We start from the raw sequence: 20,083 nt of genomic DNA on the forward strand, positions 1-20,083 counted from the left end.
AATCATGCTTTTAAGTCCAGTCATCGCGGGCTCTACCCGCGTTAGTTGGACGTGGAAGAAACGAAACCCAATCAAAATTCCTTGAAAATTGAGTTGACTAGGTGTTTTGGGGCAAGAGGACCCTGAACGTGCTGCCGCGCCCAAGTTGGCTCTCCGCCTCGAGGCGCCCACCGAGAAGCTCCACAGTTTTCCTCGAGATGGGCAAGCCCAGGCCAGTGCCTTCGCCGACCGGTTTTGTCGTGAAGAACGGGTCAAAGATCTGGCTCAGATTTCCTTTCGAGATCCCCGAGCCTGTATCCTCAATTTCCACCACCACCCACTCGTCTCGAACAAAGGCGCGAACGCAAATCCGGTTCGACTCTGCGTCGCCCACTTCAATGGCTTGCGCTGCATTCATCAGCAGATTTACAAAAACCTGCCCGAGTTTCGAAAGATGCCCTGAAATCCTCGGCAGCTCGCCGATCTCCTTCACCAATTTCGCGCGATGCCGGATCGTGTTCCAGCAAATATTGATCGATGAATCGAGCAAATCCGCAAGGTCGATACTCTCGATCACCGCGTCTCCACGGCGAGATAGCGTGCTCAAATCACGCACAATGTCTCGAATACGAATCGTGCCCATATGCGCGCTATCAAGTAGCTTCAGGATTTCTTCTCGACTCATGCGCTGCTCGCCGCGCATGTCCTCCCGAATTAGATCGATATTGACCATCACGTAGGTCAGCGGATTGTTGATCTCGTGGCCCACGCCCGATGCCAGTGTCGCCACCGCCACCATGCGATCCACCTCCATCATTTTGGCCGATATCGCTTTGCGTTCCGTGAGGTCACGCACCGTGGCGATCACCGAGGTAATCCCATCGTAGAGCGCCGGAATGGAGGCGATCTCCACCCACATCCAGGTCCCGTCGCGGCGCAACATCCGAAACTCTGCCGGAGGCGTAACGTCCCCACGGATCGAGAGTTCGCGCCGCTCACGCATCAACTCCCATTCGTCTGGATGCGCGAACTCCTTGACCGACTTACCCACGATTTCGGATGGATCATCAAAACCGAGCATACGCAGGAAGGCTGGATTCACATACGCAAAAATGCCGTCTTGATGAACGATCATGCCGTCGGGAGACGACTCGATCAAGACGCGTAACTTCTCCTCCGAAAGCCGGATTTCGTGGTCAGTCAAGTCTTCGCACCAGCCATTTCACGCTGAAGGTCTACACCAAAAAGTGCACCATCCATCCCAAAATAACCGGTCAACGCATTGTCTGAATTGAAGAACACAGTGCGCAGGTGGTGAACATCTTCTTTGATGATCATCAGCCGTTTCCCGGTCAGGACCATATGAATTGCGATGGTGTCGTTCTCGAGAAGTACGGCCAGCAAGTGCCCGTCATTACTAAACGAGAGGTGCTCCACCACACAGGGCACCGAGAAGCGAACGAAAGGCGTCTTCGGAGAAGAGACGTTAAAGACCTCGATCTCCTGTGTCTTTCGGGCCACCGCAAAGATAGAGCCGATGCGGTTGATCGCGAGGCCGAGTACTGGCGGGCCGTCCTGAAGCCTCACCCAATCAGACTGGGCCGAGCGCTGCACGTAGACTTTGCCGGAATCTGCGCCGGCGAGCGCCATGCCGGTGTGGTCGCAGTAGGCGATACCCCGCACTGGGTTTTGACGAACTTCCTGAAAAAGTGTGACCGGAGGTTTTTTGGTTTCTGCGCGGACCACGCTGCCGTCTTGAAGGCCGATCAGCACCCCATTCTTAATCGGGCAGATGCGATGAACGATCTGCTTGGCCTTGTAGACCTCTGTGACGTGCTCGCCGTCGGAATAGTAGATATGGCCTAGCTCATCTGTGAGCGCGACGCCGGTCTCGTTCGCTGCGCACAAGTCTATAGGGCGCTCAATCTTTACGCCGAGCGGGAAAACCCCCGTATTCGACTGCCGGATTCGGTCAAAGATCAACGTCCGGTTGAGCTCGCGAGACTCGTCCACCATCGCTCGAACGCTTGAGCGCGAAGGATAGCGCTTGAAAATAGCAGCTTTCGGGCCCGTATGATCGCGCTCGGTGCTCACAAAAGAGCTCGAATCGCCTGAGTCTTCCTTGTGGAAATCGGATTCGCTAGACTCAGATGCCGGACTCTTTTGCACCGAAACGGCCTTAATCGGACCGGTTCCAAGCTGAGTTTTGCGCCTATCCGGAAGAATTTCTGTGGATTCCGTCGCCTTCTTCGGAACCTCATGAAGCGCGCCCGAATAGAGGAGTTCGTCCACTTTCTTGATCACGTCCTGCAAGGTCTGAGGACGTTGCGTCGGATTCTTCGCCAGCATATCTGCCACGAGGCTCTCAAGAAGCGCCGGAATCGTCTTATCCTTGACCACGTCGCTCAGGCGAGGCGCGGGTGTGCGCACGTGAGAACGTAGGATTTCGTAGACGTTATCGCTCACAAAAGGCGGCCGCCCTGAGAGCAAGAAGAACATCACCGCACCCAGGCTATAAATATCGCTCCGTCTGTCGATCTCGCCTGCCATCGCCTGTTCCGGGCTCGCGTAGAGCGGTGTGCCCAAGAACCCCTTCGTCATGCTCACGCCATCGTCAAGGCGCACGATCCCGAAGTCGAGCACGTGCACAAAGTCGTCGCCCGCAGGCATGACCTCGAGCATCATATTCTCGGGCTTGACGTCACGATGGATCATGCCAATTTCATGCGCCTCGTGCAGACCATTGGCGATCTGTCTGAGCACCGTGACGGCTCGTCGTAGCTCCAGCGGTCCGTCGCGCCGAACGAGCTCGTCTAGCGTCTGCCCGCTCACAAAATCCATCACGATGCCGACGAAGTTGTCGAAGAGCTCCAAAAGCTCGTAGAACGGCACCACGTGCGGGTTTCGTAGCCTTGAGATCGCTTCAATCTCGCGCTGAAGACGCGAACGGATCTGCTCTGGGTCCGCGCCCGAGCTCGTCTGTTTAAAATTGATGATTTTGATCGCGAATTCGCGTGAAATGGCCAAGGACTCAACGCGATACACAGATCCCATTGCCCCTTGCCCAACGCGTTTCGTTACGAGATACCGGCCGTCCAGAACGCGCCCAATCCACGGGTCGAACCCGTCTTGAATCGTCGGCCAGCTCCCCTCTGGCTCGGCGGCGCCGCAATCCAAACACGACGTATCCTCTGGGTACACTACCGCAGAGCACCGTACGCAATAATGCGACGGAAGTCGGTTGGCGAACTCCTTTCGCCGGCGGTCATATGCTTGTCGATCCCCCATGGATCATCCCCTTCTAACAAATCACGACAAAAAGTGCCGCGTGAGCCGCAAAGTGGTACCAGAAACGGCACCTACTTGCAAAGGCTACTAAATAGTAGCAACGCGCGAAATACCCTATTTGAGGTATAATTGTAGAGGAGGGCTCGGTCCTCCTCAGACGGGCTTTGGAAGATTGAGTTATGAACTCATGTGGCGGAGTTTCTGCGGCGATATAAAAAGGCGCCAATAGCGATCAAAAGCCAAGGCCCGAACCCCTCTGAGCCACCGGAGCCCCCTGACCGACACCCACATCCTTCATCGCCTCCCAAAACAGTTGTCCCCATATCAGCCCTGATATCGCTGGCCAAATCATCCCCCATATCCGCAATGCCCATATCCGTGGTCCCCATATCCGTGGTCCCCATATCCGTGGTCCCCATATCCGTGGTCCCCATATCCGAGACGCCCATATCCGAGACGCCCATGTCCGAAATCCCCATATCTTCTTCAGTAGAGTCATCACACACGGCGTCGGTGGTCACGCAGACCTCCGCATCGCCAATCTCCGTACCCTGAAGCCCCACCGCCTTGACCACAAAACACTCCTCCGGCCGGACATCCCCCGGCAAGAGCTCGGCTCGCGCAGGTAACTCAGGCACGAGCGCCACACCGTCAAACCCCGAACGATAGACCCTGTAGCCAGCAACGTTCTCGGCAGCTTCGGCCTCAATGCTGAACCCTACTCGAGGATACGCGCTATCATCATCGCAGCTGTTGAACTCCATTGGTGCTCGTCTGCATTGAGCGGTCAGAGCCGTAGCTCCCGCAAATATCGGCTCGGCAGCCGCGGCCGCTCCAGTAGTGAAGCTGAAGTTCGCATCGCCACACACCGAGCCCTCACCAAACACCACCTGGTACTCCATGTTCGGCGAAAGGGTCGTCAACGGCTCGATCACCGCAACCTTATTGCTGACTTCGCTGTACGGGTTGTTGCCCTCGAAGACCTCGACCGACGCCAAGACGCCTTGCTGAGAGTCGACTTCTACCAACGCAAGCCCTGCCTGGGGCTCGGCGAACCCTGGCGTGGTGTCGAAGTAGACGAAGATCTTGGAATCGATCGGAACATCTGTGGCCGCGTCGGCCGGGACGGTGGACTTCACACAGAATCCAGCCTCGCACGCAAAACCCAGTGCTGGAGCCAAGAAGAGCAATATTGAAACAAGTAATATTTTCACAATTTATCCAAATGTAGAGGAGGGCTCTATCCTCCTGATATGGCCCAACATAAGACCAGAAAAAGACAAATTGTCAAAAGGGACCTGTTTGCTTCTTCGCACAGAGCCAATTCTGGATTTTGTTGATATAGAGTTCTGTTACGCACATCCAAGGAGGCCAGAGACCTCCTCTACAATTAGGGAACACCATGAACGACTCATTCAATTTATTCGCCAACGACTACGACGGATGGTTCGCTGAAAATCAGGACCTGCTTGAAAGTGAGGTTCGCCTGATCGCCCATATCTGGCCTGAGGAAAGACCCGCTAAGGTTCTTTCAGTGGGCTGCGGAACCGGACTCTTTGAAACCATCCTGAAGCGCAACAATATCGTGATCGAGCACGGCATCGAGCCCGCTGAAGGCATGGCTGCAATCGCCCGAACCCGCGGTATGAGCGTGGATATCGGGACCGCAGAAACAGCCGATTTCGGCGAAGCAGAGTACGACCTCTTGCTCTTCAACGGCTCCACGTCTTACGTCAAAGACCTCGAACTCGTCTTCAAACGAGCGTTTCGGGCCCTGCGCCCGGGCGGCTATCTCCTCGTCGTCGACGTCCCACGCGAGAGCGGTTTCGGCGTTCTCTACTGCCTCGCCGCCGAGCTCGGAACCTGGGACCACCCCTTGTTGGCTGGTGTTGCGCCCAAAGATCCGTACCCGATGCCCTTCGTAAAGGCCGCCACCTGGCACACGACCGCCGAGCGCATCTCGGCTTATGAGGCTGCCGGGTTTGAGGTGTTGAGTACCGCTCAAACACTCACTACGCATCCTGGTCGAGCCGGAGAGAGCGTGGAGAACCCACGCGACGGGCATGAATCGGGCGATTACGTGGCCATCCTTGGGAAAAAGGCCAGCTAGTGCGCATTTCGGAAAAACTACGCGAACTGCACGCTCCGACGCGTGCGGCGTGCGAGTCGCATCCGTTTGTGCTCGGGATGGCTGACGGGACCCTGCCGCTCGAGTATTTTGCGCGATGGGTCGCGCAGGACTGGCTCTACCTACAAGGCTACCTTCAGATTGTTCAGCGCGCGGCGGATCTGGCAACCGATAACGATACCAGGGCGCGCTGGCTCGAAATGGTGAGGCTGACGCGCGATGTGGAGCTCGACCTCCATCGTGGGCTTGCGCGTGAAGTCGGGCTTAGTGAGGACGACCTCGCTCAGACTGCCCCGTACCCCGCGACAACCCGATACTTGCAGGCCCTCGCCGCCGCCAACACTTACCACGAAGTTGTCGCCACGCTGACCCCGTGCGCTGTGGGTTATGCCGAAATCGCAAAGAAACTTGGCGCCATGCCGAAGTCGCCCGTGCCTCGATACGCGGAGTGGATTGCAACCTACTTAGACCCCGCGTTTCAGGAAGTTGTGCCGTGGTTGGAGGCGGAACTCGACATCTGCTCTGACGGGCATGAAGAGGCCGTGTCCAAAGCCTATGCCGCCGCCGTTCAGCTCGAGCTCGACTTCTGGGACGCCCTCTACGAGAAACCATGAAACACTTATTAGAGTTTGCCGCGGACTTGACGAACCACGATCCAATGATTGCCAGCGCAATTGAAGCTGCACTGCGGAGTCCACCAATGACGAACGAGGAGGTCGGATTCTACGGTGCGGCCAAGAATCCACCGGAGATGAACTGCTTTCTCTACCTGGTCACCTCGCTCGGAAACGCCGGTTACACTTTTTCGGCAGAGGACAAGTATTCTGCGGAGATCTTGGACATCTTTGCACAAAAAGTGGACCTTCCAGCGCGCATTCGTTCCTGGTTTCCGAAACGACTCGGTTGGGACTCCGTCTATGAGGCGATTGGCTTAAACAAGCAGGAGCACGGCCGGGCAAGTGCAAGGTTTCAAGCAACTTACGAGCAGGCCTTCAACGAACTCGAGGCCGCCTTTGAGGCGCGTGGAGAGCGATTGCGCGTGCTGGAATTCCACGTCGGAGACACGATTCCATTTGTGGTCGTCAAACCCGAAGTCGCCGAAAAATGGGATAACGTCGTTCTTGGGTACGACCGCCAGGGCCGCCCTCTATGCCTATCACAGCCAGACTGGCAGCGATTCGCCGAGCACCTCGCCTACTCCGCTGGTTTCCCCTTTTAGAAAAGGTCTACTGGACGACTTCTCTTAAGTTGGTAAGAGATTCTGAATCGAGTCTGAAGACCACGCCGCCAGACGCAGAGTACGGCCGAACCCGAAACGTATTCGACCAGCCACGCGTGACCCATATGAGCTCACCACCCTCGATGGGCATCAAGGTCTTGGACGTAAAGCCTTCCAGATTTCCGCCATCCGCACGCCGACCAATGGTGAACGGCTCCATGCCTTCCGCGTAGAAGGTTTCATCCGTGAGCGACCCCGCGCTCGCGACCAGAATGCGTTTGCCCGCCGCCGAGCTCACGGAGCGAATCGCATCACCGTCTATAGGCGACGCCTGCGCAAAGACCACCGGCGCGTCCACAACGCCGTCCTCACCCACGCGCACACTCACCACTGAAGGCTCGGATATCGGAATGCTAAGCCCCTGAATTTCTGCGGTCTCCTCGGCCAAAAACGCCAGATAGTTCTCCTCAAGACCACGCCCCATCATCAACTCACCCACTGATGAATTGAACTCCGAAGCGTGAGCCAACGAGAGTCCGGCAGAAACCGTCAGCAGGTGCCCGTTGGCCAAGAAAATGGCCCCACCAGTCGCGGACTCCATGGAAATCCCGCGGAATGCCTGTTGCGAGTCAAACTCCCAGAGCAGTGCTGGCTCGGTACTTTGAGCCGTGAACGCGCCCAGGGTCAAAACACGTTCGGTATTCCCGTACACTGAATCGGCCGTTGCGCTAGACCCAACCACCACGCCGCCATTTGAGAGCACCAGGAAAACAGGGTCTTGCAATCCTTCCGTGTTCAGAACTTGGGCTTGAGAGATTTCGCCCTGCGCATCCACAACCACCCGAACAAAATCACCTGACGGCACCGATTGCTCGCCAATTTCCTGAGTCACACCGCCTTCGGCTTCCAGCACGGCTACTACGTTCTGTCCCTGAATTGAGTGACTTACAAGTCGGAAATTTGGCACGTACCATGCCCATTCAAAGGCTTCCTTATTCCAGCGCGTCAAAACTCGACCTGGTTCAGCCGTTGTCGCCCCTTCCACCACCGTTCCGTCCGGCAAGGGGTCTTCATTGAGGACCAGAATTTCCGCAGAAAAACTGCCGTCAGGGCGTACGTTGACGTTCTCGTGAATGTAGCCTGTGGTGCTCGCGGCCAGAACAGGTGAGCGCGAATACCTGAACTCCCAGACGGGTTCCAGGGGTTTGGCTTCCTCACCTTCGCACTCGCGCCAGAACACGCCTTCTCGGCAGTAGGCGGGCGTAGGGTCCATGTATACGCTGCAGAATCCGGCATCGAGGCGGTCCGCAAAACAATGCTTCGGGCCGTCCACAACCCAGCCCGGAGGAGTCTCAAACTCAAGACTCAAGAACGTCCCATCCCCATGCGTAAACGCGCATTCATCTGCACATTCCTCGCCGGTTTCCAGAATTCGCACTACGGCACCCTCAGGCGCGTCAACCAACTTCAAACTCCAATTTCTTGGGCCGGCGCTCTCCTGATAAGGCTTAAACCACGTGCGGCTCCAGCCATTGTTCACGCTCAAGCCCACGCCCGAAGCATAGGAGTTATGCGGCACAGCCAGAAACGCAGTGCCCGCAACGCTCGGATCCCCGTAGTAGCGGTCCTCGTCCACGACGTTGATCCCGAACGTGCCCACAACACCGCCCGAGACACTGGTCAGCTCATTGCCCGCAAGCCGAGTGATGACGAGCTCGGGGCGATGGTCACCATTATGAAAGTTGCCCGTTGCGACACGGAATGAACTCAAGATCGAGGGCGGTGGGTTTGAGCCGAGCCACTCGGCGATAAGCACCACCTCATTTTCTGGCCCGATATCGAGCTCCAAACCACGAACACCAATCAAGGCGGGGAGAGGGCGTACAGTGACGCTGCCGTCTTTGATGGAGATGAGAGTCGGAATCTCGTCAGAGACTCGGCGAGGATGACCATCGTTGACTTCGTGCAAGTACATTATGGCATGTATCGTGCCGTCCATGTCCGGGTGCACTGAGAACCCACCGTCTGTCTCAAGGTCAATGGCTAAGCCATCTTCCGTGGTGCCGCTGAGCTCGAGACTGGTCCATTCCGAACCCTCTTCGAGCAGTGCAGCCCAGGTCGCCGGAGCATTGCCATCATCCACTTGAGTCCACGCAAAAGCCCGCCCATCTGGCAGGAGCCGATAGCGCTCCAGCCGATGGTTTGGCGGCAGCTCGGGCAAAGGCATCTCTTCGGCCTCGGCGCTGGTATCGCCAAGCGTGACCTTGAGGCGTCCTGTGTACTCGAACCCGTTCTGCGCCTGAATTGTCGGGAATGCCATCAAGAGAAAATAGTCCTGACCTTGTGGCCGGACTTGATAGACGCCAGTGTGGTTGGTCGAGATCTCGGCGGAATCAATCTCGTTACTTAGGTTGTCAAAACGGTTGATGTGCAAGACTGAGCCTTCCATATGAAAGCCCACGACCCCATTGCCGCCGTCTGGATGAAGTTGGCCACGCTCCGTCATTTGGTGGTCAATATTTCCACGAATTGGGCACGTATCATGCCGCACGAGGAATGAGTACTGGTTGCCGGCGATCAGGGCGTCTGACTCGCGCGTAAAGGTGCCCGTCGCGTTATTGAAGAAGTTTCGCGCCGGCAGGCCTTGCCATCTGCACTCTTCGCGCCACGTAAACTCCGTCTCCTCGGCGCCCGCGCCCATGTTGAGCACGAGGCGTTCGCGGTGTTGGTAAGACACGATCGGGTACTCAATCGGCTGATCGAATTGACCGGTGGAGTCCAGATATCGGCTATAGCCGATCTTGCCATCAGCCACCCGAGTAGCCACGATAGTGGAGAGCCCGTTGTCGTTGAATTCCAGGAGGAGCTTTGCGCCATCACCGAGTGTTTCCAGATGCGATGCAATCGGCGTCTGGTTGATGACCCCGTTTCGGTAGTCACGCCCGAGCGCATCGACACCGATGAACTCGTTATAGCGACCGTTTTGAACCCAGAATCCTTCTGAGATGAGCTCGAACGTGACGTCGCCCGGAGCGATGTCGTCTCCGGGTGCTGGGCCGTCATCGCAATCACCACAGCCAAGGAAGAAGAGCGCAAATAGAAACGGAATGTAGCGCAAAGTGATATCCGTGAAATTTGTGAGATACTTGGTAGACGATAGTACCGAAGGCCCCCAAATATCAAGTATTCACGCGCATATACACAACTCTACATGACGCCCGAAGTGCCTGGCACGGTTTTCCAAACCTCCGTTACCAACGCGTGAAGCAGGGTGTACTCGCGGCCCCCTGTACCAAAGTACCCCGAGTCGAGTTCGTCCAATAATCCCAGCGCCGTGGTGTACTCCCCGGCACGAATCGCGCCGGCAGCCAGATGGCGAGTTGAGTCTTTGCGATTGGCTTTCGTGATCTTCATGCGTGCCGTGTTGGCTTCGTCAAGTAGACCGGCATCGGCCAGCGCCTTGACCACGGATTGAAGGTTGTAGCGGTCGCGTCCGGCCTTCTCCAGCGCTGCCTCCAAGAGCTCCTTCTGAATCTCTGGCCGTCCCTCCAGATGCTTAAAAGAGTGCCCAATATAGCTCAAGTCGATATTCGATTTGAGTCCCTCCAACGCCATCTCCATTCCCGGATGGTTGTCCGCCATCATCTTGATGATTTCGGCCCAGGTATGCCCCTGAGCGAGGTTCTTGACCGGCTCCATCGCGCTCTCAAAGCAACCCGCCTCGAGCGACGCCTCGGCCAATGCCAGCGCGACTGTGGGCCCGTTGTACCGGTGCAACTTGGAGGCATCCAGGTTCTGCAGAAAGCCGAGCAACAACTCCTCGGCCTTCGCAGGATTTGCCCGCACACGAAGCTTCAAAATCATGGCGTGAGTTTCTGGAAAATCCCTTTCTTTCTCGAGCTTTTGAAGTACCGCCTCAGCCTTCTTCGGGTCCAATTCGTTCAGCCGTTCAAGAATTCGCTCTTCCTCTTTTGAGGTGCTCAAACCATCAAAATACGGCAAGAATCCGAGCGCTCGCTCAGGTGCAACCTCAAGACAAAGATCCACCGTTCGCTGCAGCAATTCAAAGTGTTTGGCGTGTCCACCCTTGAGGATGCCTTTGAGGAAATCCTCCACGTAATCGAGGTCGCGGGTGGCCAATACAGCGTCCGCAATCTCGGCCAAATCATGCCACCAAATTCCAGAACTCAGTCGATTCAGCGCCGCCGCAACCCCTTTGGCGTCACGTTTCCACGCGGCCAAAAGCGCCGCCGGCTTGACCCAGTTCCCCTGCATATGACCCTTGGGAATCTCAACCTTATATGGGCTCTCATCGCCCAGAATTTCGGCCGTTCCCGCCAGCCAAGACTTGAGTGCATACGTCAAAGGCTCGTGCTCGGGCAGAGCTAGCCCAGCTTCCGCAATGCTCGCCAGATCCCGCGCCAGCTTTGTGTGCCCGTGCCGAGCCGCCGCCGCCGCCAGATGAGCCACGGCAACCGCGTCATTGAGGTCTTCCGCCGGTTGGAGCTTTTTCGCGAGTGCCTCAACCGACTCCACCTTTCCTTCTCGAATGCGGTGCAACGCGAGCTCGGCTAGGAACTTCCCAGCGCCTCTGTGCGGGCTGAGGTTTTTTTCCAGATACTCCTCGAGGTCCTGCACACCGTGAGTATTCGGCTGGATGAACTCCTTTGATTTCTTTGCCTTCCCGGCCTTTGCCGCGCCCTTGAACATGTCCGCGACCACCTTCGGAAAGAGCTTTGGCGCCGCTTTGACGCCGGCCTCCACAGACTCGAACCGCGACAGCTCCAGGTCCTGCACGGGGTAAGCAAATTTATGGTCCACGACGGCCGAAATCTCGGCACCAGGGTCCTTGGTGGTGATCAGAAATTTGGGAGCGACAAACCCCCACGAATCCCCCTGCGCAAAGGGCTTAAAGGCGGAATGAAAGAGTTCTTCTTCGGAATTGATATTCGGCGTCTCGAAGAGTTCGTGACGTGCAATCAGCTCGCCGGCAAGCGTGTAGAACGCCACGGATTCTTTGGAGCTGAGCACGATGGCATCACCGACGTGGATGTTCTTGGCGCCAAATGCTGGGGCTTCAAAAAGCTTCTTAAAGCCCGGCTTGTTCTCGAAAACCACGAGCGTGTCGTCATTGCGAATCGCCGCGATCGCCGAGTTGTCCGCAAAGAAGGCCGCCTGTGGGTTTTCTTTTCGATAATAGTCCGCCTCACCGCACTCGATGTCGATGACGCCGGCCAACTCAGGGCCTTTGTACACACGAATGCTCGGCGTCACCTTGTCCGCGTTCCCCGCGTGGCAGACGTCCAAGAGCCACTCACCGTCCGCCGAGAACGCCAAGTCGCCGCCTCCGATATGCTTGGGCTCGTAGGCGAGCTTGCCTGTTTTGGCGTCCAGAAACTTGAGCCCGCCATGGTGAAACGCGATCTGATTGCCCTTGGGATCGATGGCCGCAATCTGGCTGATTTCCTTGTAGCTCCAGACCATCTCACGCGTGGCGGAGTCGATGGCGTAGGCCCCGTGATGCCCGAATCCAACGATGATGCCGTCTGCGCGCCAGACCATTCTGCGCATCGTACCCACCTGTGGCCCGTCTTCCGGCTTGCCCTCGAACCCTGTTTTGGCCATGTAGACGGGGTCAACGCCGTGGGGTGAAGGCGTCACGATCGCGCCGGCCAGAGCCGATTGCTGATAGCCCCAGCACGACACGAACATGCGCGCACCGTCTGGCGCCCAGCACCACTGCGGCGGGTGGTCTTGACCATCAGTCGCGTAGCTCCAGTTCTGGATTCCCGAGCCTTCTTTGAACGGGTCCGCGTAGCCCACTCCGTTGGTGTCGAACGAGAGGCCGAGGCGGCGACTATCTTGCGACCATTGAATCACACCGGCTTCGTCTGGCCAGCCGACCCCGCCCGTGACGTGGTCGATTTGATTGACGCAACGACCGGTCGCAACTTCCCAAACGGCGAGCGAGCCGCCGGCTTCGTAGTCGTCGCCGCACCAGGAGCCTGTGGCGAAGTATTTGCCGTCCGGCGAGATATTCCAGCCCGTCAGGTCGGTCTCGTGTGGTGTGTTGTTTTGGAAGGTGACGCGCCCAGCCTTCATAAGGGCATTGAGGTCGTCCGATGGCCGTTCTTCGGGCGCGGCTTCTCCGGGCGCGCCTCCGCTCAGAATCGCGATCAAATCGGATTCACCGAGGACCTGCACGCCGAGTGATGACGCCTTCGCGAGCTTCGAGCCCGCCTTTTCACCGGCGAACAAGATGTCGGTGTTTTTTGAGACGCTGCCACTGCAGGTTGCGCCCAATTTTTCGAGCTCGGCTTCTGCCTCTTTGCGATTGAGTTCAGAGAATTTGCCTGTGATACAGACTGTTTTGCCCTTGAGATCCACGGTGCCTCCTTTGTTGATACCTAGGTTCTAGGAGCCGGCTAGTACGACCTCAACTGAAAGGGTCTGAAACAACCTGTAAACTTAGTTTCGGTCTGGTACACTTAGGGCTCGGACAATGACCCAGAGGGACGAGCTTTCTATGAAAACAATTCTCACAACACTCTTGCTCAGCCTTGTTTCAGCAACTGCCTTTGCCGAAGACCTTCAGGTCAAACAAGATGTGGAGCCTGAGACCGAGCACCAACTAAGCCTAACCATTGCACCACTCTGGATTCTGAACGGCCAGCCACAAGGGAATATCGAGGTGCGCGTATTTGACAAGTGGAGTGGGTCGCTGGGGCTCGGCTACTCGAACCGGGCTTCATTGCCCCTCGAAGAGTCTGACGTCACACATATCGCGATCTCCACCAGCGGGCAGATTCGGTACTACGCCATCGGCGATTTCGACCACGGCATGCAGGTGGGCGCGCATTACCACTACTTCTGGACGGAACCATCCACTCAAGGCGTAAAAAACAGGGCCGTCGGAGGGCACACAACTTCCGGATTCCTTGGGTACAAGTACATCACCGATATCGGCTTTACCTTAGACTTTCAGGGGGGTATCGGGTACTTCGTCACCAGTGATAGAGACGGCCAAGAAGTCGATGGTTCGCGCCCCGTGGCGTATTGGGCCGCCGATATCGGCTGGTCATTTTGATTCTCGAGGAAAAGCTCACAAAGAGAAAGGCGAAAGCCCTCTACGATTCTGGCGATATCACTCGCGCTGAAATTGGCACCTACTCTGGGCTCGCCTATATCCATCGCTACCTCTTTGAAGAAATTTACGAATTCGCGGGAAACCTCCGGACCGTCAACATCTCGAAAGGTGGCTTCCGATTTGTACCCGTCCTTTACTTGCAGTCCGCCCTCGAACAAATCGACTCCATGCCCCAGCAGGGCTTCGAGCAAGTCGTCGAAAAGTACGTCGAGATGAACGTCGCGCATCCGTTTCGGGAAGGAAATGGCCGCGCGATGAGAATCTGGTTGGATTTGCTGCTCAAGGCCGAAGTTCAACGCGTGGTTGACTGGAACCAGGTGGACAAGGACGAGTACCTTGACGCCATGCAGCTCAGCGTCGTGAACGACAAGGCGATCAAGGGCCTGATTGAACAAGCTCTCACAGATCGAATCGATGACCGCGCGCTCTATTTGAAGGGGATCGATGTGAGCTACTACTACGAGGGATACAGCGAGTTCAAAACAGAGGACCTTTAGCGAGAACGTGGTAAGCTTGTGCCCGAACGGCTAAAACGAGGTTTGCGTTGAAGAAACTCCTATCCAGGCGCCCCTGACGACCCCAATAACCCGGCAACGCCCAACAACCCTGACGGGCCAGGGCAGGACGACTCGGACGGGCTCGAAGTCTCCGATGGGTGTTCTGCCGCGCACCCAACACACGCACCCTCCATCCTTCTCCTGCTCGGATTCTTCTTCGCCTTGAGGCATTCTTCACGGCCACAGGATCGGAGATGCAAGCGTTGAGCAAGTTCCTCGGAAACACCCATCCGATAGCACCCAAAGTCTATCCGGACCCGGAAAAAGGCCAACAAGCCTTCCGTGGAACGAATGCACACGATGATATCGTTGCTTCCATTCCCCGAGGTCGATGGGTTCAAATCCATTGGGGCTAAGATAGCCGCCTTTTCGCTCACCGAGTTCATCCACCACCACGGCATAGGCTCGGTTTTCAACGTCGAAATTGGGTTCGAGTAGCTGGCCTTCGTTCCAGATTTCTACGGAATCGGCGCCAGGAGCAAGGCGATAGACCCCGGGAGTGATGGACGATTGGAGCAAGAGTGAGCCGTCTTCGAGGCCCACCATCATATCAAAATACGCGCCACCAAGCTGGTCCACAATATCCTGTGTGACCGCCGTATTCACACTGATGGCACCGGTCTCGTCCATACAAAAGATAGACGTGTCGTTCTGAACTCCGCAAAGATCCCCGTTCGGACGCCGAGCCAGAAAACCTTGCGAACCTTCTGGTGCGTCTGGCAGCGCAGTCCACTCACCAGACGAGCTCAAGTGGAACCAAAATGAGCTGGTACCATACCCGTAGTTGATGATGAGACCGCCGCCCGGCGAGGCAAAATACCCCAGTGGTTGTTCCTCTCCGAGGGTCTCAGGACGCTCAAAAAATGCGCTCTCACGACTACTGAGCATGATATCCCCGTTTAGGTACACCTCCCAAACCCCCGCGCCCTTTCGGTCCGCGACATTGCCGCCAGGCGTTCGCTCCAAGTGACGTGTGAATCCAAGCTCGACACCCCCCGGCGTAAAGAGTTTGTCGCGCGTTGCGTATCCTCCGCCATCAAGATTCGCGAACACACCGCCCATCGGTGAAATGAAGTTGCTGTAGTCGATCTTCGAATGCTCCACCCCGAGCCGCATTCTACCGACTCCGGGCACCGGGCCTTCGGCGTAGAACGGCATATAACGAAGCGCAAAAAGGGCATCGTTTGGCGGCAGAGTAGAAAGATCGCGCCCACCAAACGTCGGGTCAGCCTCGACGTCACGAGAAACCAACGCACAATTCTCAGAAATCTGCATAACTTCTTTCGCCGCAACCCCGGCAATAGACCAGCCCTGCGTTTCCAGAATCTCAGTGGTTTCTGGCCAGCAAACCACAACGTCCGCACCATGGTCAGCCGCGACAACACCCAGTGCAGGAGGAAACTCAAACGGCACCGGAGTCTGCAACTTCGTGGTGTAGAATCGAGTGCTCCCAAGTCCGATCGGATTCGTCGTTCTCAAACTGTACGTCGCGACCAGGAGCCGACCATCACCTCCCTTCGTGCCCGTCAAATCAAGCGCTGCGACCAGGGTTTCTCCCTCCGGTAGTCGAACTCGACCTATCGCCTCTGGAACCAACCTTCCATCCGAGAGGACCACGCGGTCAATCGAGCCATCCGGGGAGGCGAGCAAGATATGTTGACCTCGCTCATCAGACGTCACCGAAAGTTGCCCGGTCAAAGTGGTGACCGGAACCGGAGTCGAGAGCACATCGTCCACCATCTTTGCGTGCATCAGCAGATTATTCGATCCAATCCACGCAAGCTCCACGGGGTCTCCGGGAGCGGCGAGTGAGAGGACCATCTTGGGGTCCTCAAGCCGTGACGCAAGTACTCCCGTAAGGCTATCAAGGAGAGTCGAATTGCCGAAAAGTGGGCGCTTATCGTCCGTGTTCACGTCGTGAAAAACGGTGGAGTAGGTTTCTTGCCACGAAACGCTATCGTACCGACTCGAGAACACGTTGAACTGCTTTAAGAGCCGAGGCTCCCGAGTCTCAGGCGTCGCGTAGATTGCGACAGGGAACTGATCGCCTTGATCGGTCGCGCTACCGAACCTATCTCGAGGCACCCAGTAGACTTGGTCATCCGTCACAAGCGCGCCCGTCGCGTCGCTGGTGAATCGCATACGGTACGACTGGCCGAGCCGCTGTTTGGTGCACGATGGTCCCTTGTGAAAGGTGTCGAGTACGCCCGGCTCCCCCTCTTGAGTTGCGGACGTTCCGTCGACCTTGAAACAAAGGTCTACCTCGCATCTCCCGTCATTCGCTGCACATCCTTCCCAGCCCTTCACGATCAAAAGCGCAGAGTCCGACCCCGCAGGCCGAACAAGGGAAACCGAGGTGGTGCTTAGGTTTCCTAAACGCTCCGAGTCTATGGCCACCGGAACTGGGACGTCCGCGGACACCGTTGGCCTTGTTTCGGTTTGACTCTCCAACGGAATAGCGAAATGCGTGTGGGCAAAACTGAGCGACCCTTCCAGGGAAGTCAGTCCAATGCCTTCGATATAACGCCGAGTCGTAACGAAATCGTCGGTCAGATTCTTCTGAGTGATGGTCCATATGGTTTGTTCCCCGTGCGCCGTGGGTTCGGTGGTCCGGGAGACAACTTCGTATTCGTAGAGCACCGTGTCACCGAGCTTTGCGCGCCATCGCTTTCCGACACGCGCGACCTTCGGGACAAACATGATGGGGTTCTCCAACCATCCATCCTGGCTGCTGAACCACAACTCGACGCCGTCCTTCCCGTTGTGAAGGAAGGTGGAGTGCAGCTCGGGGACCCATAGGTCACGAGCGACTTGGTAGCGATAGAACTGCTTACCATCATGTTCCACGAGTGCATCAAAAACCCCGAAAAACGGAGCGCGTCGTGTGCCAACACTCAGGGGTTCAAGTGGTTCCGTATTCGCCTCGCCGCTACCCTCGGAGAGGATTTCGGTGGAGGCACCTCCAGCCTCATCATCGCTGCATCCCACCAGAGATGCGAAAGAAATCAGCGCAGAGATCAACCATAGCAATGCAAATTTCGGCATGCAGGTACTCCAATAAATTGTCATGAGAACAGTTGAAGAACTTATAGGCCCATTCTCGGCAGCGGACAAGATTCTACAGGGCCTGAACACTTCTGAAGAAAGCAGAACCAACCTTGCATTTGATTTCAGCCCCACCCACTATGGGCCCCATTAAGGAGATTGCATGAGAATCAAGTGGTTAGTGTTTGTGGGTTTGTTCGTGGTTGGGTGTGGCTCCGATCTGACGAAGACTCCTACCCAGGGGCCAGATATGAGTCCGGCCCCGGACATGGAAGAACGGGACGCAGGTGGGACCGCCGACATGGCTCAAGACGCATCGAGCGACATGACCGAGCCCGATTTGGGGCCTGACGCAGAACCCGACATGACTGAGCCAGACATGGCCGAGCCAGACATGCAACCCGATATGACTGAGCCAGACATGCCTCCACCGGACCCGTGTGAAGGCGTTGAATGTGGCATGGGGGAATGCGTAGATGTGGGCACCGGTGCTCAGTGTGAATGCGATGAAGGGTACATTCCAGACGGCCTATCGTGTGTCGAGATCCCGATTGACCCTGTTCTAGTCGTCAACCTCGCCGGGCCTGCGCAAACTACAGAGGCTGGGGGAAGCACCACGTTGAGTGTACGGCTATCTCACGCGCCTTCGGCCGCGGTCAGTCTTCCCCTGAGTGTTTCGATGACACGCGAGGCATTTCTGAGTCCAACTTCGCTGACTTTCACCAACTCCAACTGGTCTACCCCACAACTCATCACCGTCACCGGCCGCGACGACTCGTTGGACGATGGCAACCAAACCTACACCGTGACCATTGGGCCCAGCACCAGTCAGGATGCGGACTTCGTGGGACTCACAGACTCGCAATCTCTGCTTAGTCTAGACGGGGTTTGTGGCAATGGTTTGCAAGATGGAACCGAGGCGTGTGACGCGCCGGGCCAATCTCAGCAATGTGCGTATGGGCAGCAATCGTGCACGGTGTGCAATAGCTCGTGTCAGTCGGTGCCGGGGCAGGTGGTAGGTTACTGCGGTGATGGAATCAAGCAGACGCAGGAGGCTTGCGACAGCCCTGGCCAGTCTCAGCAATGTGCGTACGGGCAGCAATCGTGCACAGTGTGTAATAGCTCGTGTCAGTCGGTTGCGGGGCAGGTCACAGGCTATTGTGGCGATGGCGTGCGGCAGAACCAAGAGGCGTGCGACGTGCCGGGCCAATCTCAACAATGTGCGTACGGGCAGCAATCGTGCACGGTGTGTAATAGTTCGTGTCAGTCGGTGCCGGGGCAGGTGGTAGGCTATTGTGGCGATGGAGTGCAGCAAAACCAAGAGGCATGTGACGTGCCGGGCCAATCTCAACAATGTGCGTATGGGCAGCAGTCGTGCACGGTGTGTAATAGCTCGTGTCAGTCGGTTGCGGGGCAGGTCACCGGCTATTGCGGCGACGGCATCAAGCAAGCTCAGGAGGAGTGTGATGGCCAAGCGCAATGTCCGAGCGGGCAGTCAGGCACGGCCACGTGCAACAGCTCCTGCGTGGTAGATACGAGCAGCTGTTTAAGTAATGTGCTGAAGATCGATTCCGGCATCGACCATTCTTGTGCGGTCATGCGCACGGGCCAAGTCAAATGCTGGGGCCGAAACAACCACGGGCAGCTTGGCGATGGCACCACTCAGGACCGCAGTACCGCTGTGACCGCCACGGGCATCACAAATGCCGTAGACATCAATCTAGGCAGCTACCACACATGCGCTCTGCTCTCCAACGGCGGCATCACGTGTTGGGGCCGAAACACATCCGGGGAGCTAGGAGTCGGCAATAATCAACCTCAAACAGGCAAAGTCGCCGTCGCGCTCATCGACGATGCGATCGCAATCGGCGCAGGCGGCGCGCACACCTGCGCGGTGCGCGAAGATCGAACCCTCTGGTGTTGGGGAAATAATATTTCGGGTCAGCTCGGCCGTGGCACCACCAACCTCGGGCCTACTCCTACCGCGGTCAGCGGAATTACAGATGCCGTCCAAGTTGAGGCGGGAACCGCTCATACGTGCGTGGTCAACTTGACCGGCGAAATGCGGTGTTGGGGTGACAACACCTACGGACAGATCGGGGACGGAACTACGCTCAACCGACGATGGGCCCCAACCTTTCCAAACCTCGTCTCCGTGACGCAGGTAGATGCCGGCGACTACTTCACGTGTGCTCGATTGAACACGGGTTCGCTGAGATGCTGGGGCTGGAATATCAGGGGCCAACTCGGCGACGGAACCTACGACTCGGCTGAAACCCCTCAGGTGGTTCAGAACCTGGTAGATGCCGCCTTCATCTCAACATTCGGCGCCCTCAGCTGCGCGGTGCGCACCAACGGACTCGCCATGTGCTGGGGTGTCAATCTAGACCAGCAAGTAGGCAATCAGAGTTCCGCCGACGACATCGCGAGCCCAGTCACTGTCACCGGATTGACCTCCGTCGAGATGATTTCTGCAAGCACGCTGAACACCTGTGCGCTCCTTCAGAGCGGCGAGGTCAAATGCTGGGGCGCGAACCACTACGGCCAACTCGGAGACGGAACCACCACCGACTCGGCCACTCCAGTGAACGTCCTCAACCTCTAACGTCATCTCCGGCGCTCTTTCCGCAATCCTGGGGAAATCTCCTCATTCGGCATATATCGTGCCGCACCTTGAGCTATACTCCTCAAAACCCGTAACTAAAACGGTAACCAAACGA

Annotated in this window: 12 protein-coding genes; 6 read left to right on the top strand and 6 right to left on the bottom strand. The window is 56.9% G+C overall.

All coding sequences use genetic code 11. From position 1 onward, the window contains the following. Positions 1-97: 97 nt before the first annotated feature. The 3 genes from FRD01_RS14460 to FRD01_RS14470 all read right to left on the bottom strand — a co-directional run bounded on the left by FRD01_RS14460 (position 98) and on the right by FRD01_RS14470 (position 4,481). Complete coding sequence (locus tag FRD01_RS14460) at positions 98-1,183, bottom strand: two-component system sensor histidine kinase NtrB (protein ID WP_146960818.1); 1,086 nt, start codon at positions 1,181-1,183, stop codon at positions 98-100. Further along, positions 1,180-3,267, bottom strand: a complete 2,088-nt coding sequence (locus FRD01_RS14465) for a WD40 repeat domain-containing serine/threonine protein kinase (RefSeq protein WP_146960820.1) — start codon at positions 3,265-3,267, stop codon at positions 1,180-1,182. Before FRD01_RS14465 ends, FRD01_RS14460 begins: the two co-directional genes overlap by 4 nt. A 185-nt stretch (positions 3,268-3,452) precedes the next feature. Beyond that, entirely contained in the window at positions 3,453-4,481 is a 1,029-nt protein-coding gene (locus FRD01_RS14470) for an Ig-like domain-containing domain (protein ID WP_146960821.1), read from the bottom strand. Between the two features lie 188 nt (positions 4,482-4,669). Here FRD01_RS14470 and FRD01_RS14475 point away from each other — a divergent pair, with 188 nt between their 5' ends. Genes FRD01_RS14475 through FRD01_RS14485 form a run of 3 tightly spaced genes read left to right on the top strand, consistent with a single transcriptional unit; the run spans position 4,670 to position 6,614 of the window. Continuing rightward, a complete protein-coding gene (locus FRD01_RS14475) occupies positions 4,670-5,377 on the top strand; it encodes a class I SAM-dependent DNA methyltransferase (protein WP_146960823.1) in 708 nt (235 codons plus the stop codon). Next, positions 5,377-6,009 carry a TenA family protein gene (locus FRD01_RS14480; protein WP_146960825.1) on the top strand — a complete coding sequence of 211 codons (633 nt, stop codon included), beginning with the start codon at positions 5,377-5,379 and terminating at the stop codon, positions 6,007-6,009. The genes FRD01_RS14475 and FRD01_RS14480 overlap by 1 nt, the downstream gene beginning before the upstream one ends. Beyond that, the gene (locus tag FRD01_RS14485; protein ID WP_146960826.1) at positions 6,006-6,614 is read left to right on the top strand and encodes a hypothetical protein; all 609 of its coding nucleotides are present in this window, start codon (positions 6,006-6,008) and stop codon (positions 6,612-6,614) included. Before FRD01_RS14480 ends, FRD01_RS14485 begins: the two co-directional genes overlap by 4 nt. Positions 6,615-6,621: 7 nt before the next feature. Here FRD01_RS14485 and FRD01_RS14490 read toward each other — a convergent pair whose 3' ends face one another. Beyond that, a complete protein-coding gene (locus FRD01_RS14490) occupies positions 6,622-9,732 on the bottom strand; it encodes a hypothetical protein (protein WP_146960828.1) in 3,111 nt (1,036 codons plus the stop codon). Between the two features lie 89 nt (positions 9,733-9,821). Next, complete coding sequence (locus FRD01_RS14495) at positions 9,822-13,001, bottom strand: WD40 repeat domain-containing protein (RefSeq protein WP_249755635.1); 3,180 nt, start codon at positions 12,999-13,001, stop codon at positions 9,822-9,824. 139 nt (positions 13,002-13,140) lie between these two features. Between FRD01_RS14495 and FRD01_RS14500 the strand changes: the two genes are divergently transcribed. Next, positions 13,141-13,701 carry a DUF3575 domain-containing protein gene (locus FRD01_RS14500; protein ID WP_249755636.1) on the top strand — a complete coding sequence of 187 codons (561 nt, stop codon included), beginning with the start codon at positions 13,141-13,143 and terminating at the stop codon, positions 13,699-13,701. Next, positions 13,671-14,258 carry a protein adenylyltransferase Fic gene (gene fic, locus FRD01_RS14505; protein ID WP_146960833.1) on the top strand — a complete coding sequence of 196 codons (588 nt, stop codon included), beginning with the start codon at positions 13,671-13,673 and terminating at the stop codon, positions 14,256-14,258. Before FRD01_RS14500 ends, fic begins: the two co-directional genes overlap by 31 nt. 234 nt (positions 14,259-14,492) lie before the next feature. On the opposite strand, the gene FRD01_RS14510 is transcribed toward fic, so the two are convergent. Continuing rightward, positions 14,493-17,363, bottom strand: coding sequence for a hypothetical protein (locus FRD01_RS14510; RefSeq protein WP_146960835.1), 2,871 nt, complete (start codon positions 17,361-17,363; stop codon positions 14,493-14,495). A gap of 163 nt (positions 17,364-17,526) precedes the next feature. Between FRD01_RS14510 and FRD01_RS14515 the strand changes: the two genes are divergently transcribed. After that, complete coding sequence (locus FRD01_RS14515; RefSeq protein ID WP_146960837.1) at positions 17,527-19,968, top strand: RCC1 domain-containing protein; 2,442 nt, start codon at positions 17,527-17,529, stop codon at positions 19,966-19,968. The last annotated feature ends 115 nt before the right edge of the window (positions 19,969-20,083 follow it).

Source organism: Microvenator marinus, from assembly GCF_007993755.1.
GTDB lineage: Bacteria > Myxococcota_A > Bradymonadia > Bradymonadales > Bradymonadaceae > Allomicrovenator > Allomicrovenator marinus.

Bases quoted from the DNA above. Each gene is read 5' to 3' on its own strand.
- FRD01_RS14500 (WP_249755636.1), top strand. From the start codon at position 13,141: ATGAAAACAATTCTCACAACACTCTTGCTCAGCCTTGTTTCAGCAACT.
- FRD01_RS14475 (WP_146960823.1), top strand. From the start codon at position 4,670: ATGAACGACTCATTCAATTTATTCGCCAACGACTACGACGGATGGTTC.
- FRD01_RS14515 (WP_146960837.1), top strand. From the start codon at position 17,527: ATGAGAATCAAGTGGTTAGTGTTTGTGGGTTTGTTCGTGGTTGGGTGT.
- FRD01_RS14465 (WP_146960820.1), bottom strand. From the start codon at position 3,267: ATGGGGGATCGACAAGCATATGACCGCCGGCGAAAGGAGTTCGCCAAC.
- FRD01_RS14485 (WP_146960826.1), top strand. From the start codon at position 6,006: ATGAAACACTTATTAGAGTTTGCCGCGGACTTGACGAACCACGATCCA.
- FRD01_RS14510 (WP_146960835.1), bottom strand. From the start codon at position 17,363: ATGCCGAAATTTGCATTGCTATGGTTGATCTCTGCGCTGATTTCTTTC.